This window comes from Bacillus sp. CGMCC 1.16541 (assembly GCF_003184905.1).
In the GTDB taxonomy this organism is placed as follows: Bacteria; Bacillota; Bacilli; order Bacillales; family Bacillaceae_H; genus Priestia.
Genome location: NZ_QFRU01000010.1, coordinates 95,360 through 111,771, shown reverse-complemented (window position 1 = coordinate 111,771; position 16,412 = coordinate 95,360). Strand labels below are relative to the sequence as shown.

The window sequence follows — 16,412 nt, the reverse complement described above, 5'->3', positions numbered from 1 at the left end:
ACCACCATTTTTTATTTTAAGCTGTTTTACTAAACATTGCTAAAAGTTCATACGTATTGATAGAAGTTAAATTTCCACTTTAGGTTGCTCTCGCTACAGTTTCACACCTTCTATTTCAATCAATTTCGAGTAGCGTTGTATGCACAAGATCAACCTTGATTACGTATTAATTCTCCTTTGTCAATTCATTATTTTAATAAGTAAATTCTTGCTTCATAAGGATTTAATGTGAACGATTGAATGTCACCTCTAACATTGTCCTCATTACTCAACAGCAATTCCAAACGGTCATAATGAATGTTTTCTGGCAACGTAAATTCACATTCTTCTTCATAAAAGTTACAAATAACGACGAGTGTTTGCTCATGTAATTGACGGGTGTACGCGTAAACGGACGGATGAGTATCTTCGATTAATTTGTATCTTCCGTGAACAATCACGTCGTATTGTTTGCGAAGCTCGATCAATTTGCGGTAATAATGATACACCGACTTTGGATCTTCTATCACTTGTTTCGCATTGATTTGTTTATAATTTGGGTTCACCGCAATCCACGGTGTACCCGTTGTAAAACCAGCATATTCACTATCATCCCACTGCATTGGTGTTCGCGCATTGTCACGGCCTTTTGCATAAATGCTTTCCATGATGCTTTCTTCAGATACACCTTTTTCTTGGTACTCTTTATACATGTTTAACGTCTCAATATCACGGTACTCCTCAATGCTGTCAAACTTTACGTTAGTCATCCCAAGCTCTTCCCCTTGATATACATAAGGTGTGCCTTTCATCATATGAAGCAAAGTACCAAGCATTTTCGCTGACTTTTCGCGATATTCTCGGTCATTACCAAACCGTGATACGACCCGAGGCTGATCATGATTATTAAAATACAAGCTGTTCCACCCTTTATGTTCAAGCGCATACTGCCAACGAGACAAGCTCCATTTTAAATCAGCTAAATCTAACGGCTTTAAATCCCACTTTCCGTTCGGTCCATTGTCTAAGCCCATATGTTCAAATTGAAATACCATGTTCAATTCGTTTCGACTTGGGTCGGTATAAAGTTCCGCATGTTCTGGCTTTACACCTGGCATTTCACCTACTGTCATCACATCATACTTCCTCAACACTTTTTCATTCATTTCTTGAAAGTATTCATGAATGCGTGGACCATTGCGATAATATTTACTACCTGATGCATATTTCTGTCCAGGCTTGGGCTCATCATCAGGAAGTCCATCTACTTTAGAAATAAAATTAATCACATCCATTCGAAATCCATCAATACCTTTTTCAAGCCACCATGTCATCATGTCGTACACTTCTTGACGAAGTCTTTCGTTTTCCCAATTTAAGTCAGGCTGCTTTTTCGAGAAAAGATGTAAAAAGTATTCGCCAGTTTGCTCATCATACTCCCAAGCAGACCCACCAAAGTTAGATGCCCAGTTGTTTGGTTCTTTTCCATCTTTGCCTTCCCGCCATATATAATAATCACGGTACGGATTGCCTTTTGACTGACGTGATTCCACAAACCACGCGTGCTCATCCGAACTATGATTCACCACAAGGTCCATAATAAGCTTCATTCCGCGGTTATGTACCTCGTGTAGTAATTGCTCCCAATCGGCTAACGTTCCAAACTCATCCATAATATCTTGGTAATCACTAATATCATACCCATTATCATCATTTGGAGACTTATAAACAGGAGATAACCAGATTACATCGATTCCTAAATTTTTTAAGTAATCTAGTTTTGAAATAATCCCTTGTAAATCGCCAATTCCATCTCCATTTGAGTCCATAAAACTACGCGGATAAATTTGATAAATGACACTTTGCTTCCACCAAGCTTGTGACATGTTGTCAGCTCCTTTGTTGTTCGCTTTAAAACAGAAAAAGACGAAGCCAACAAGCATGGATATTCTCCTTATGCTGTTGGTCTCGTCCCCCTTTATCTACTTTAAGACCTTACTTCTTCATTTTCCCTAAAATTAACGTTAACACAAACGGTACAACAATAACGATTCCCATTCCAATGAAGAACGCTCCCCAGTTTTGCGGGAAAATCGATAACGGCGCTGGAATTCCACCGATTCCAATTGACGGTGCTTTTACACCTGCCATTGAAATAACTAATCCGGCAATCGCTGAACCGATAATGGCTGAAATGAACGCATATCTAAAGCGTAAGTTTACCCCGAACATCGCTGGCTCTGTAATCCCTAACCACGCTGAAACTCCTGATGTTAATGATAATCCTTTTAACTTCTCATCATTTTTCGCTAATACCATCATCGCAAATGCAGCAGAGCCTTGGGCAATGTTTGATAAAGCCACCATCGGCCATAAGAACGTTCCACCTGTGCTGCCTATTAATTGTAAATCAACCGCTAAAAACGTATGGTGCATACCCGTAATAACAAGCGGTGCGTATAATCCACCATAAATTAAACCACCAAGTGCTGGTACTGCTTCAAAAACACCAACAACCCCATCTGTAATGACATTACCTAATGCAAACGTAATGGGTCCAATCGCGATAAACGATAGAAAACCTGTTACTAACAATGCCACTGGTGCAACAACGAGTAGTTGAAAACCATCTGGAATACGTTTTCGTAAGAACACTTCAATTTTCGCTAGTAAAAGAGAAGCAAATAATACGGGTAAGACTTGTCCTTGATAACCGACTTTCTCTACTTCAAAGCCGAACAAGTTCCAAGTGGGTACTTCTTCAGCCGCTCCGTATCCCCATGCATTTAATAAGTCTGGATGTACAAGCATTAATCCTAGTACAATTCCGAGTAACGGACTTCCGCCGAATCGATTAACCGCAGACCACCCAATCAAGCCTGGCAAAAACACGAACGCTGTATTCGCAATTAAGTTAATCATGTTCGCAAAATCAGCCCACTGTGTATGAACATCTACAATCGATTTGTCATCATAAAAGATACCAGGTCCAGTTAAAACGTTGTTAATCCCCATAAGTAAACCAGCTGTTACGATGGCTGGTAAAATTGGGATAAAAATATCCGCTAGCGTCTTAATCGCACGCTGAAGTGGATTCATATTTTTAGCCGCTTCATTTTTCACTTCTTCTTTTGAGACTTCACCGATTCCTGTAATCGCCACCATCTCTTTATACACTTTATCAACAGTCCCTTGTCCAATAACTACTTGGAATTGACCACTTGTTGAGAATGAACCTTTTACTAAATCATGATTATTTAATGCGTCTTGATCAACTTTGCTTTCGTCTTTTAAGACTAAGCGTAAACGCGTGACGCAATGTGTCGCTGCTGAAATGTTGTCTTTCCCGCCAACCGCTTGAACAATTTGTTCAACTGATTCTCGATTAATACTCATCCCATTCCCTCCTGTTACCGTTTTCATGTTTGACAAAATATAAAATAATGTCGTTATGCTATTTGCTATTTTTCACTAATTTAATGTTGGATATCCATATAATCTCTCTTCCCTATATACCGCTTTCATTTTAATTCTCAAACTTGTATATACAGGAAGATGATTACGATTTCATTCTAACCTGTATATACAAGTACGTCAACAAAAATCGACAATTTTTTTGTTAATCGTGACCATGATTGATTTTCACTTCAAAATGGTCGAACCTTCCGTTTTTACTAATATGTACTATTCAAACACTAAACAAAAAAAGCCATTCAACACAACACCTCTCATCTGTTTCCTCATTGATTTTAAACAGGTGTGACAAGGGCAATGCGTATGAATTGCTCATTTTGAATGATTTTTATTTTATTATCTTTGTAGTTTTTGTCCATAGTACTTCTCTACTACGTTTTCAAGTACCAACTCCATCTGATCATGATCGATTCCATTAGCTGACTGTACAAATTTAGTTCCGCATTGAGTGCGTGTCACTTCAACACCGGTGTAACGAATTCGAATCACTTCTTTACTATTAGGATCATTTTGAAACTCCCCGGTTCCCATCCCTCGAACACAACTTTCATCAATCTTCGTTCGCTTCCCACTTTTATCTATATAATAGTAACGATCAGTAACCGTGCCGTAATCCATATCAGCAGTCGATGTGACAAAATAACCTTCATCATTCACGTCATACACGTCGTACTCGTCTTCCTGTTTGAGAGGATGTGCACCTTTTACATTATAAAAAATATACACATCTCCTTCGTATCCTTCAGGAATTAAGTACATATCATCTGTTTCCTCTGACATTGCACAACCAATTAAGCTCACACTCAGCACTAGAGTAACCAAAAATCGTTTCAATCGCTCTCCGCCTTTTTATCCTTATTCTACCACATTTTTAACACTTGTACTTTGCACTACTTCTTTTTCCTCTTTAAACGTTCTCATCATATAATCAAGGGTTGGATTTGTCACACCGAACCAATAATGTTCATTCTAAAAAAGTCATCCTGTTCCTACATTTTCATGTAGACAGAATGACTTCCTTCTATCTATATTAAGTTTTATTAGACTTATCAATTTACTCGGTTTTAAAGAAAAATATAAAACCTCCCCTTACAGTTGCCGAGTTGACTGCAAGAAGAGGTTGGGATCACGTAATTAAGTAAGCCTTCCGTCTTCTTATCTGTCAAGCAACTGCTTGCTGGAGTTGGCACGGTGCTTTAAAAAGTCCGTTGCCGAGGTGTCATAGGGCCAAATCCCTCTACCTCTCTTGATAAGAATTTTGTCGAAAAATGTTTTGATTAAGTTATGTTTACAATCATACAATCGATTGCACAAGCTGTCAACAGCTTTCAGAAAATATTTTTTTATCTAAAAGATAAGAATTCGCTTTCATTTTTCACTTAATGATTCACATGCTTTTTCCACAAAATCGATGTTCAACCCTCTCTAATCTCTGTTACCTTGCTGATTTGCGTACGTTCATTCATTCACATTCACAATATATGAAAACCATTCCACAACTAGTACAAAATTCCCTCTATTTTTTCTCACTTTTTGTAAGATTGTCTTATCTATAGGCTGCTTGATAAAAACAACCTTTCTTCTTTCCCACAGACAAATCACAACTATTCAGTTATAATAAGGTAAAAAATAACAAAAAGACAACATAAATGGTGAGGAGCTCTGACAATGGTTTTGATTAGTTTACTTTTCTCATTAGGTTTACCAATTCTTTTAATTGCATTTCTTACATTCGCAGTAGCCAAAAACAAAAAAGAAGGAGAGAAAGAAGATATGTTTAAGCAATTATACGTTTACCTCGTTTTGTTTTTCACACTTATGATGACCATTGGAGGAGGAATTGGCATCTTCATGGGTGCATCTGATTACGTCAGTCCAACAACGTACTATGAGCGATATGAAGACTACAAGTTTAGTCGGATGGCAGAAGCACAAGATCGTAAAATCGACCTAAATGAAGAAATCATTCGCCAAGACTATGAGCGAATGATTGACAGAGAAACCGAACGTACAAAGCAGCAAGGAATAAACACGATCATTAAAAGCTTTGGGTTTATCATTATTCCATTCCCCATTTTCCTTTACTTTAATCGAATGAGAAAACAGGATAGTAAACACGTCGTTTAATCTTTAGCAAAAACGAAAAAGAAGAGGCTGGGACATAAGTGTTTCAGTCGATAAGATATCCGAACTATTTATAGTTATATTCTATTTATAGTTCGGATGTTTTTTGATTAAAAAACCAGTTTAAAAGAATAGTGGAATGGAGCGTAGGACACTCGAATCCTGCGGGAAATAGAGGAAAGGCTGAGACCCCGCAGGAACGAGGAGGCTCAGGTTCCTCCCCGCAAAAAGCGAGTGGCTGGAGCGAAATGGAACGAACTTGTTGTTGTAACATAACGATGACAGAAACGTTCTTGTTCGTTTTTGAGAAGGAATCATTTCGTTATGTCCCACCTTCTTCTTTGTTTGACACCTTACACGTTTATTGTTAATTGTGCAACATACTCTTCAATCGATTCATCTAACATCTGTAATCCATCATCGATCTGTTCTTTCGTCACTGTTAAAGGTGGTACCATACGAATCACTTCACTTGAATTTCCGCAGAAGTAGAACAGTACCCCTTTTTCTAACGCGATGTCTAAAATTTTAAATAGTCCATCACCATTTGGTTTTTTCGTGACAGGATCAATAATCTCAATTCCAATCATTAATCCAACTGCACGAATATCGCCAATCACATCATGCTTTTCTTTCAGTAATTGCAGCTTCTCAACCGCATACGCGCCCACTTCTTTTGTATGTTCGAGAAGATTCTCTTCTTTAATCACTTCAAGTGTCGCAAGTGCTGCCGAACAGCCAATCGGATTTCCGCCAAATGTTGTTCCGTGGCTTCCTAGTGGCCATTGTTTCATCAATTCTTGTGAAGCAACTGTTGCACTTAATGGCATTCCTGAAGCAATTCCTTTTGCGATAGCCATAATATCAGGTGTCACATCAAATGTTTGAGCTGCAAACCATTCACCCGTACGACCGAATCCTGTTTGAACTTCATCAAAGATCAGTAAAATGCCGTGACGGTCACAAATTTCACGAAGCTTTTTCATCCAAGCTTTCGGCGGAATGACGTATCCGCCTTCTCCTAATACAGGCTCAATGATGACTGCAGCTACTTCTTCCGGTGTGACTTGGTGGTTAAATATCGTTTCAAAATCTTTCTCAAGCTTTTCAGGGAAATAGCTTTCTGGATCTATCCCTTCTGGACACTCTTTCACATTTGCATATGGCAATTGATACGTTAACCCTGAAGGCTGTTGATACTTACGATATTTACTTTTTGACGTTGAAACACTTAATGACCCCATAGAACGACCATGAAAACACCCAATGAACGATACAACATACGGACGCTTTGTTACATGCTTCGCTAACTTCATTGCTCCTTCAATGGCTTCCGTTCCACTATTCGCAAAGAAGAAACAATCTAAATCACCCGGTAACACTTTTCCAAGCTCATCCGCTAATCGTAAAATCGATTCGTACATAATGACACCCGACGGTCCATGCATCAGTTGATCAACTCCATCTTTCACCGCTTGGACCACTTTCGGATGACGATGTCCAACGTTGGTTGTCGCAATCCCTGATGTAAAATCTAAGTATTTCTTTCCATCTACCCCATAGTAGTAACACCCTTCTTCTTTTACAACTGGTAGGTTTGGATGATCTTTTGCCATACTCGGTGCTAGTAACTCTGGCATTCTATTAAATAAATGACTCCAATCGTTTGACATAGTCTACTTCCTCCTTAAACAAGTATGTGTGCTAATAATGCGATAATTGGTAGTGAAATAAGCGTACGTTGTAAGAAAATAATAAATAGTTCTAGGAAACTAACTGGAATTTTTGACTTTAAGAGTAAAATACCGATCTCTGACATGTAAATGATTTGTGTTAATGATACACACGCAATGACAAAGCGAGTTAATTCTGATTCAATTCCGCTGCCCACAACAGCTGGTAAAAACATATCGGCAAATCCAACGATCATCGCAGGAGCTGCTTGTGCGGCTTCTGGAATTTGAAGCAATGAAAGAAGTGGAACAAACGGATACGATAAGTACGTAAATACGGATGTATACTCTGCCACGATTAACGCCATCGTTCCAAGCGCCATCACAAGAGGGATCAACCCTAACCAAATATCAAGTACGTTATGGATGGCTTTTTTAATAACCGCTTTCGGCCCATCTGCTTTGCTTGCTTTTTCAACCGCTTGCTGTAACCCCCATTGAAATGATGAAACACCTGCTGGTACAGCTTCATCAATTTGCTTGCCAACCGGTCCGTAATACTCGTCCTTTTTACGAGAAAGAGGTGGAATACGCGGACAAATAATGGCAGTTAACACACCTGCTACGACTACAGTGAAATAAAACGGCACAAACATGTGATCAATACCAATAAACTTTGCAATGACTAAACTAAATGCAATCGACGCGACCGAGAAGTTCGTCGCAATAACTGCTGCTTCACGCTGTGTATAATAACCTTCTTCATATTGTTTCGTTGTAATTAAAACACCAACTGTACCGCTTCCCATCCAAGACGCCATCGCATCAATTGATGAACGACCTGGTAATTTAAATAACGGATACATCACTTTTCGTACAAGTGTCCCGATGAAATCCATTAATCCATACTCCAGTAACAACGGCATGCATAGTGCTGCGAAGAAAAACCAAAGAGTTAAAACTGGAATTAAGTCGAATAAAACCGTTCCACCTGTAAACTTCGATGAAATTGCTTCTGGTCCCGCTTCAAACAACGTCAGTGCCGCAAAGATAGCTCCTACTACACGTAATACGACCCAAAGCCACTCGACTTGAAACAAACTCTTTAGCATCGGACTGTTGTTAACAAATGAGGGTTGTACAAGTTTGGCAAACAGCGAACCCATCGCAGCGATGACTAACACACCGACCATTATACTCGGTATATAGCTTCCAACTGCCCCCATTAACGCATCGGCCATAACCCCTAATACAATCGTTACCTTTCCATCCACTTTTACCGGAATTAAAAATAAGATGATACCTAATAAAGATGGGATGATAAATTTTGCATAGTGACTTGCTGATGGCTTCTCAAGCGGTTGGGAGTATATCTCCTCCTTTTTTAATTCCATCGTTCATTCCTCCAATCTCATAGTTTGTTAGCATAACTTTTTTGTTTTTCCTGTATACGCTCTCAATGTTACATTCCTCCACAAAAGATAGCAATAATTTTCTGAAAAATAAATTTATTCATTGGTTTTATCATGTTTTAGTCTATTAATTTGCTAAAGAAAACTTTCTCATCTCTTTTTCTATTAGTATACAGCTGTATTTTTATTAATTTAATAGAATAATTATTTATATGTAGTATAACTTGAATAAAGATTAAAAACAACCGTATTTTTATACATTTTACCAAAAATAAAAAGCACAGAATGTTCTGTACTTTATAAAAGATGGTCGTGATTATTTATTTCGATCACTTGCCAGTTTCCTTCTTGATAGTTAAACGTACTAATCGACGTATTTTCAAGGTGTCGCTTTCCTGTTCCATCTTCTCCATTCGTGACAAAATGAATAAAAAGGTTAATGATGGCACCATGACTCACAACGACTATATGCTTCTCTTTTGCTTCTTCTATAATCTCAACAAGGCGGTCTGTCAGTCGTTTTTGAGCATCTTCTAATCGTTCCATACGATAGACAGACTCACTTCCCCAGTTCGTTCCGTAACCAGGTACAAGCTCCTCTAGTTTTGACACCGCTTGTGCTTCCAAGTCCCCAAATGAGCGTTCTCGTAACCTCTCACATGTTTTCACTTCTTCAATCGCAACCACTTTTGCAATTTCAAGTGCTGTCTCATATGCACGAAGCAAATCACTAGAATACATCACATCCACTTGTTTATGACGAAATGCTTCAGCTACTTTCTTTGCTTGCTTCCTTCCTTCTTCATTTAACGGGATATTTGAGTGTCCTTGAATTAATCGTTGTTTATTCCAGTCCGTTTCACCATGCCTTACTAAGTATAAAATGGTCGTTCATCCTCTCTTAACATGTTGTTCATACAATTAGTATATCATCAACTCATCATAAAAAAGAGCTAGCTGCTTTACTAGCTCCTGTACTTTTACGGTTTTTCAATCCAACTGTAACGATATTGCTCATCTTCAACTGCGTGTGCTTGTTGAATTACTTTTAACGGACGGAATGTATCAATCATCACAGCTAGTTCTAATGTTTCTTTTTTTCCAATGCTATTTTCAATTTTACCTGGATGTGGACCATGTGGAATACCTAGTGGATGAAGTGTAATTGATCCTTCATTAATTCCTTTTCGACTCATAAAATTTCCTTCCACATAGTAAAGAACTTCATCACTATCAACATTACTATGAAAATACGGTGCTGGAATGGCTTCTGGATGATAGTCATATAATCTTGGACAGAATGAACAAATAACGAAATTATGTCCTTCAAACGTTTGATGAATCGGCGGTGGCATATGAATGCGCCCTGTGATTGGCTCAAAATCACGAATGTTAAAAATCCATGGATAAATATTGCCATCCCATCCCACAACATCAAGCGGATGATGATTAAAGGTATGCTTATGCAAATAACCACGTGACTTCGTTAAGACGATATACTCCCCTTGTTCATCGTGCGTGTCTAACGTTTCAGGGCCACGGAAATCACGCTCACAAAATGGACTATGCTCGAGTAACTGACCAAATTCATTTCGATAACGTCTCGGCGTTGTCACATGGCTCATTGTCTCAATGACAAGCATTTTCGTTTCGCCTTCATCTGGTATAATACGATGAATGGTTGCCATCGGAATCATCACATAATCGCCTGGCTCATATGTTAATGTACCAAATACCGTTTCCACCTTACCTGTTCCATAATGAATGAATAGGATTTCATCACCATCGCTGTTTCGATAAAAATAGTCCATTTCTTTTGTTGGTTCGACTATCCCAATCACCACGTCATCATTTCCAAGTAAGTACGTGCGCTCCTTTACTGCATCCCCACCTTTTTCAAGACGACTCGTTTCGAAATGACGATGACAAAGCGGCCCTTGCTCTTCATATTCATGCATGGCAGAACCAACTAGTTCCGCTTTCGCCATTGCAGTTGGCGCATGGTGGTGATACAAAATAGACTGCACACCAGAAAAGCCTTTTGTTCCCATCACTTGCTCGCGATAAAGAGAACCGTCTGCTTTACGAAACATTGTATGACGCTTACGAGGAATGTTCCCCATTTGACGATAAAATGTCATTTCTTCTCCTCCTTATTTCACTGTATTACGCAATACACCTAATTCCTCAATGGCTAGCTCGACAACATCTCCTGATTGTAACCAACGATGGACCTCTGTACCTAACTCTAAAAGACAACCCGTTCCAACCGTACCTGAACCAATCACATCTCCTGGATATAAAATTGTTCCTTCAGATGCTCTCGCAATCATTTGGCTAAAGCTATAGTAAAGGTCTTTCATATTTCCTTTTGACAACAATGTGCCGTTTACTGTTGCGGTCATTTCTAAGTCATATCGATTCTGTACTCGCTTATGTTCAAGCTCATCTTTCGTAACGAGGTAAGGCCCAATTGATGTCGCAAAATCTTTTCCTTTTGCCGGACCAAGTCCCACCTTTACTTCTTCACGCTGAATATCACGTGCACTCCAGTCATTTAAGATGCAGTATCCAAAAATATAGTCGTCTGCTTCTTCGACAGAGATGTTTTTCCCTTCTTTTCCAATAACACATGCCACTTCTAATTCATAATCTGCCCACTGACACGATGATGGGAATTCTACTTCTTCATTTGGACCGATAATTGCACGGTGATTCGTAAAATAAAACACAGGAAATTCATACCACTTCGGTATCATCTCAAGTCCACGCTTTGCACGTGCGGTTTTCACGTGCTCTTCAAACGCATAAAAATCACGCACACTTGAGGGTGCAGGAATCGGAGCTAAAAGCGTAACCTCTTCAAGCAAGCAATGTGTTTCCCCTTTTTCAACAATCACTTTTAGTTGTTCTTCATATTTAGAATAACTTTCAATGATCGTACTTAATTGAGCAGGCAACGCTCCATTACTCTCTTCATATAAATCGATGACTTTGCTTCCCTGCACAACTCCAACCCGCTCTTGACCCTCTTTTGTTTTAAACGTAATAAACTTCATTTCTTCGTTTCTCTCTTTCGCTCTAATACGAACGTGTCACTTGCAGCTCTCGTATAAGTGGCACCTGCTAAACGACCAACGGGAGCTAACTTCTCCGTATTAATTCTTCCACTTTCATAAAGTGCACCTTTCACATGAACACAAACAACTTGCCCAATCACTAAGCTTCCAGCACCCGGCTGATCACCAAAATGAAGGATTTGACGGAGTACACACTCTAGCTGCACATCGCTTTCTTTTACACGATACGGTTTAACAATTTCACTAGGTACTTTTGTTAGTCCAGTCTCTACAAATTCATCCACATGAGAGTCAAATTCGATGGCCGTATCATTCATTCGCTCTACAATGCTTTCGCCTACTACATTAATGACAAACTCATTGGTCTGTTCAATGTTACGAAGTGTATCCTTTTTCGCTCCGTCTGTTCCTCGTAGCATCGGTGCAAAACAAACCATCATCGGCTCAGCACAAATTCCTGTAAAAAAGCTAAACGGGGCTAAGTTTGCATTTCCTTTTTCATCAATTGTTGAAACGAATGCGATTGGTCTTGGTAACACCGAACCAATCAACAACTTATATGCCTCTTTCCAATGTAATGAACTTGGTTCTAGCTTCACAGTGATCCCTTCTTTCCTAATACGGTTTGTAAGGCTTGAATAAACACTTCGTTTTCGGCTTGCGTACCAATCGTCACGCGAATTGTATTGGGATACCCCAATAAAGAGCCCGACCGAATGATAACACCTTGCTTTAAAAGACCTGAAAACACTTCATCACCCGGATGGTCTAGATGAATCATTAAAAAGTTGGCGTGTGAAGGAAAATAGTTCAATCCGAGCTGTTTTACTTGTTCTGCAATATACGTAAGCCCCTTACGATTTCGATCCACACATGTTTGAACAAACGCGTCATCAGCTAACGATGCATAAGCCCCTGCTTGTGCAATACGGTTTGTATTAAATGGCTCTTTTACTTTTACTAACTCTGCAACGATACGAGGATGCATCATGCCGTAACCGATGCGAGAAGCAGCAAGGCCATAAATTTTAGAAAATGTACGTAAAAGAATCAGATTGTGATAATGCTTTAATAACGCAACTGTGTCTAAGCGATCTTTTGCTGAAACATATTCGTAATAAGCTTCATCTAACACAAGTAAAATATGTGGCGGAACACGTTCAATAAACGACTGGAGTTCTTCTTTTGACACAATGGTTCCTGTTGGATTATTAGGGTTGCAAACAAAGATCATACGCGTTTTATCTGTAATAGCTGCGATCATCCCCTCTAAATGATGAACCCCTTCTTGAAGAGGTACCTTTACGGGTTTTCCACCTTCAATGATGACATTCGTCTCATAGCGTGGAAACGTCACATCTGCCATGATTACTTCATCTTCGTGACGAATATAGCTTCTCGTCAATAAACGGATAATCTCATCTGATCCATTCCCAAAAATAAAATGGTCTTTTTCAATATGTAATTTTTCACTTAACCTTTCTGCAAGCTTTGGCGCCATCGATTCAGGATAAAAAGGCATTTGCGACAGTTCTTCTTTCATCGCTTCGTATGCAAGAGGTGAACAACCAAACGGGTTTTCATTCGACGCAAGCTTGATTACTTTTTCAAGTCCTAGCTCTCGCTGTACTTCTTCAATTGGTTTTCCTGGCACATAGACCGCTAGATTTTGAATCTCATTTCGTGTCAGAATCGTGCTCTTAATCATAATCTCTCCTCCTTTGTACATGCTTCATCATTCACCTAAAGCGGATGCCACTACCCGTATGAGAGGGAGTGACATCCGCTTAGATGGATCAATTATAAGTTACCGCGACGTGCTTGTTCTCGCTCGATGGACTCAAATAATGCTTTGAAGTTTCCTTCTCCGAATCCAATCGCTCCTTTACGTTGGATGATTTCAACAAATAGTGTTGGGCGATCCACAATCGGCTTTGTGAAGATTTGTAATAAATAACCTTCATCATCACGGTCTACTAAAATACGATTCTCACGAAGCTTCTCCATATCTTCATCGATTTCCCCAACACGCTCTGATAACATTTCGTAATACGTATCTGGTGTGTCTAAAAATTCGATCCCGTTGGCACGCATTTTTGTGATGGTATCAATAATGTCATCTGTTAAAAGAGCGATATGTTGAATACCTGCTCCGTTGTAGTAATCTAAGTACTCTTGAATTTGCGATTTTCCTTTTTTATTCGCTGGCTCGTTAATCGGGAACTTAATTCGTCCACCTTTGTACATGACTTTTGACATTAAAGCTGAATATTCTGTGCTAATGTCATCGTCATCAAAATGAATCATTTGTTTAAAACCTAGAACGTTTTCATAATATGAAACCCATTCTTCCATCTTCTCCACATTTCCAACAACGTGGTCCACTGCAATTAAACCTGTTGACTCATGTGGAATTTCATATTCAGCAGCTTCAAACCCAGGCATAAACAATCCTTTGTAGTCTTTACGTTCGATCAAACTATGCTGTGCATCCCCATACGTACCGATAATGGCGTGTTTTAACGTGCCATTCTCATCTTTAAATTCTCTCGGAGGCATAATTTCAATTGCACCTCGTTTAACCGCTTCATTGTAAGCAGACTCTACATCGTCAAATACAAGCGCTACGTCTTTTACACCATCTCCATGAAGTGTAACGAAACGACCTACTTCGTGATCTTTTGATAATGAAGACGTCAAGACAAGGCGAATTTTATTTTGTTGAAGTAAATAGGATACTTTCTCGCGGCTACCTGTTTCTGGCCCCTTGTAGCCAACAAACTTAAACCCAAATGCACGGCAATAGTAGTGAGCTGCTTGTTTTGCATTTCCTACATAAAGTTCAAAATGATGCACGTCTTGAATCGGAAAAAAATCTTGTACTTTTGAGTTCATTTGTAACGATGATTTTGCCATAAAATCATGCCTCCTACATTTTTATAATGATTTAAATCTTCTGAATAAAATGTATCTTATCTAAAATCATTCATGCAAGAGTGCGGAGTAATGCGTTTTTGTGGTGAAGTTCTACAAGGAAATACACTAAAGCGAAAATACATGAAAGCGTTACCAAAAATAATTGATAATCATCTGAATATTCTTTATACTATTTTCGTATTCACTGTTTCCATGTTGTTAATCTAAATAAGGAGGTGAGGATAACCATTGCGCTGGTTGATTAGTATCGCTTATTAAAGGGGGATTTTAATGGAGAGGCAACAGCCGTCTTTTCTTGTCTCAAGCTTACTCATGGTTGTCATTATTACACTTTTAGGCATTAGCATTTTACATTATGAAGTAGCACCGCAAATTCCAATTGTATTTGCCGCAGTTCTTGTTTGCCTATATGGACTGACACTCGGTTACAAGTGGAAAGAACTCGAACGTGCAATGGCAAAAGGAATCTTTTCTGGTATACCTGCCATTCTCATTTTATCTTTAATCGGGATGCTGATTGGAGTATGGATCTTAAGTGGAACCGTTCCAACAATCACTTATTATTCACTTACGTTCTTATCGCCAGATTTCTTCTTAGTGAGTACTGTTTTAATTTGTTCCGTTACAGCTCTTGTCACTGGGAGCTCTTGGAGTGCGATGGGAACAGTCGGTGTCGCGTTAATGGGGGCTGCATACGGATTAAATGTTTCACCAGCAATGACTGCTGGTGCCATTGTATGTGGAGCGATGTTTGGAGACAAACTATCACCTTTATCAGACACAACAAATTTAGCATCCGCTACCGCAAAGGTAAATATTTTCGAACACATTAAACACATGCTTTGGACAACGATTCCAAGCTTACTCATTACGCTCATCATCTTTGGAGTGTTAGGCTGGTCAACAAGTCAAAATGTAGAGCTAGACCAACTTGCATCAATGCTAGCAACGTTAAACGAGGAATTTACAATTTCTCCTCTCACATTACTTTCACCATTGCTTATCATCATCTTAGCTGTTCGAAAAGTAAGCCCCATCCCATCGCTTGTTATCGGCTTATTCGTTGCTGTCATCACAGCTTTTTTCACATCACCTGGTACAACATTAGGTCAAATTATGGCTACTGCTCATTTTGGTTACACAGCGAAAACAGGGGTCGAATCAATCGATAAACTTCTATCACTCGGTGGATTATCGAGTATGATGTTCGGCGTATCCTTAATATTGATAGCGCTTTCTTTGGGTGGTCTTATTAAAGAGATGCGATTAGCAGAAGCGATTCTTCTTGGTTTGAAAGGGTTTTTAACAAAGAAAGGAAACGTCATCGTCACGACCGTTCTGTCCTGTTTTGGCATTAATGCAGCAGTTGGTGAACAATATTTATCCATTGTACTTCCAGGTCAGCTGCTTGAGTCATCATACAAACAAGTCGGATTACATCCTAAAAACCTCTCTCGTACACTTGAAGATGCAGGCACGATTATGCACGCTTTAATTCCTTGGGGCGTAACAGGAGCATTTATTATGACGACACTTGGTGTTGGAGCTGAATATGTCATGTTTACGTTCATTGGCTTCATTAGTCCAATTATCGCCATTATCTACGGGTATACAGGTTTCACATTAACTCCGCTTCCACCTGAAGGACAGCAAGTACAAATCGATGAATCACCCGATCCAAAAGTAGCGCAAGGCTAAAAATCAATCGCAAATTGCTTTTAATGTGCAAAAGG

At 39.2% G+C, this 16,412-nt stretch carries 12 protein-coding genes, 1 pseudogene and 1 riboswitch; of the genes and pseudogenes, 2 read left to right on the top strand and 11 right to left on the bottom strand.

Features of this window, described 5'->3' with window-relative positions:
* Positions 1-188: 188 nt before the first annotated feature.
* The 3 genes from DIS06_RS11770 to DIS06_RS11760 form a co-directional block, all read right to left on the bottom strand.
* Positions 189-1,865, bottom strand: a complete 1,677-nt coding sequence (locus DIS06_RS11770) for a glycoside hydrolase family 13 protein (RefSeq protein ID WP_110113516.1) — start codon at positions 1,863-1,865, stop codon at positions 189-191.
* A gap of 109 nt (positions 1,866-1,974) precedes the next feature.
* Entirely contained in the window at positions 1,975-3,375 is a 1,401-nt protein-coding gene (treP, locus tag DIS06_RS11765) for a PTS system trehalose-specific EIIBC component (RefSeq protein ID WP_110113472.1), read from the bottom strand.
* Between the two features lie 414 nt (positions 3,376-3,789).
* Positions 3,790-4,287: a DUF6843 domain-containing protein gene (locus DIS06_RS11760; RefSeq protein WP_110113471.1), complete on the bottom strand. Its 498-nt coding sequence runs from the start codon at positions 4,285-4,287 to the stop codon at positions 3,790-3,792.
* Positions 4,288-4,605: 318 nt separating this feature from the next.
* A riboswitch (SAM riboswitch) is annotated at positions 4,606-4,709 on the bottom strand.
* A 412-nt stretch (positions 4,710-5,121) separates the two neighbouring features.
* On the opposite strand from DIS06_RS11760, the gene DIS06_RS11755 reads away from it, so the two are divergent.
* Positions 5,122-5,580 carry a hypothetical protein gene (locus DIS06_RS11755; RefSeq protein WP_110113470.1) on the top strand — a complete coding sequence of 153 codons (459 nt, stop codon included), beginning with the start codon at positions 5,122-5,124 and terminating at the stop codon, positions 5,578-5,580.
* Positions 5,581-5,930: 350 nt separating this feature from the next.
* Here the strand turns inward: DIS06_RS11755 and DIS06_RS11750 are convergent, their stop codons facing one another.
* The 8 genes and pseudogenes from DIS06_RS11750 to hppD all read right to left on the bottom strand — a co-directional run bounded on the left by DIS06_RS11750 (position 5,931) and on the right by hppD (position 14,658).
* A complete protein-coding gene (locus DIS06_RS11750) occupies positions 5,931-7,250 on the bottom strand; it encodes an aspartate aminotransferase family protein (RefSeq protein WP_110113469.1) in 1,320 nt (439 codons plus the stop codon).
* 14 nt (positions 7,251-7,264) lie between these two features.
* A complete protein-coding gene (locus DIS06_RS11745; RefSeq protein WP_110113468.1) occupies positions 7,265-8,644 on the bottom strand; it encodes a YjiH family protein in 1,380 nt (459 codons plus the stop codon).
* 315 nt (positions 8,645-8,959) lie between these two features.
* Complete coding sequence (locus DIS06_RS11740) at positions 8,960-9,547, bottom strand: histidine phosphatase family protein (RefSeq protein WP_110113467.1); 588 nt, start codon at positions 9,545-9,547, stop codon at positions 8,960-8,962.
* A 95-nt stretch (positions 9,548-9,642) separates the two neighbouring features.
* Positions 9,643-10,803, bottom strand: coding sequence for a homogentisate 1,2-dioxygenase (locus tag DIS06_RS11735; protein WP_110113466.1), 1,161 nt, complete (start codon positions 10,801-10,803; stop codon positions 9,643-9,645).
* A pseudogene (locus DIS06_RS11730) lies at positions 10,766-11,721 on the bottom strand (fumarylacetoacetate hydrolase family protein). Before DIS06_RS11730 ends, DIS06_RS11735 begins: the two are co-directional and overlap by 38 nt.
* Positions 11,718-12,341, bottom strand: coding sequence for a flavin reductase family protein (locus DIS06_RS11725; RefSeq protein ID WP_110113464.1), 624 nt, complete (start codon positions 12,339-12,341; stop codon positions 11,718-11,720). Before DIS06_RS11725 ends, DIS06_RS11730 begins: the two are co-directional and overlap by 4 nt.
* A complete protein-coding gene (hisC, locus tag DIS06_RS11720; protein WP_110113463.1) occupies positions 12,338-13,450 on the bottom strand; it encodes a histidinol-phosphate transaminase in 1,113 nt (370 codons plus the stop codon). The genes DIS06_RS11725 and hisC overlap by 4 nt, the downstream gene beginning before the upstream one ends.
* Before the next feature lie 92 nt (positions 13,451-13,542).
* The gene (gene hppD / locus DIS06_RS11715) at positions 13,543-14,658 is read right to left on the bottom strand and encodes a 4-hydroxyphenylpyruvate dioxygenase (RefSeq protein WP_110113462.1); all 1,116 of its coding nucleotides are present in this window, start codon (positions 14,656-14,658) and stop codon (positions 13,543-13,545) included.
* A 291-nt stretch (positions 14,659-14,949) separates the two neighbouring features.
* On the opposite strand from hppD, the gene nhaC reads away from it, so the two are divergent.
* Positions 14,950-16,377: a Na+/H+ antiporter NhaC gene (gene nhaC / locus DIS06_RS11710; protein ID WP_110113461.1), complete on the top strand. Its 1,428-nt coding sequence runs from the start codon at positions 14,950-14,952 to the stop codon at positions 16,375-16,377.
* Positions 16,378-16,412 lie beyond the last annotated feature (35 nt).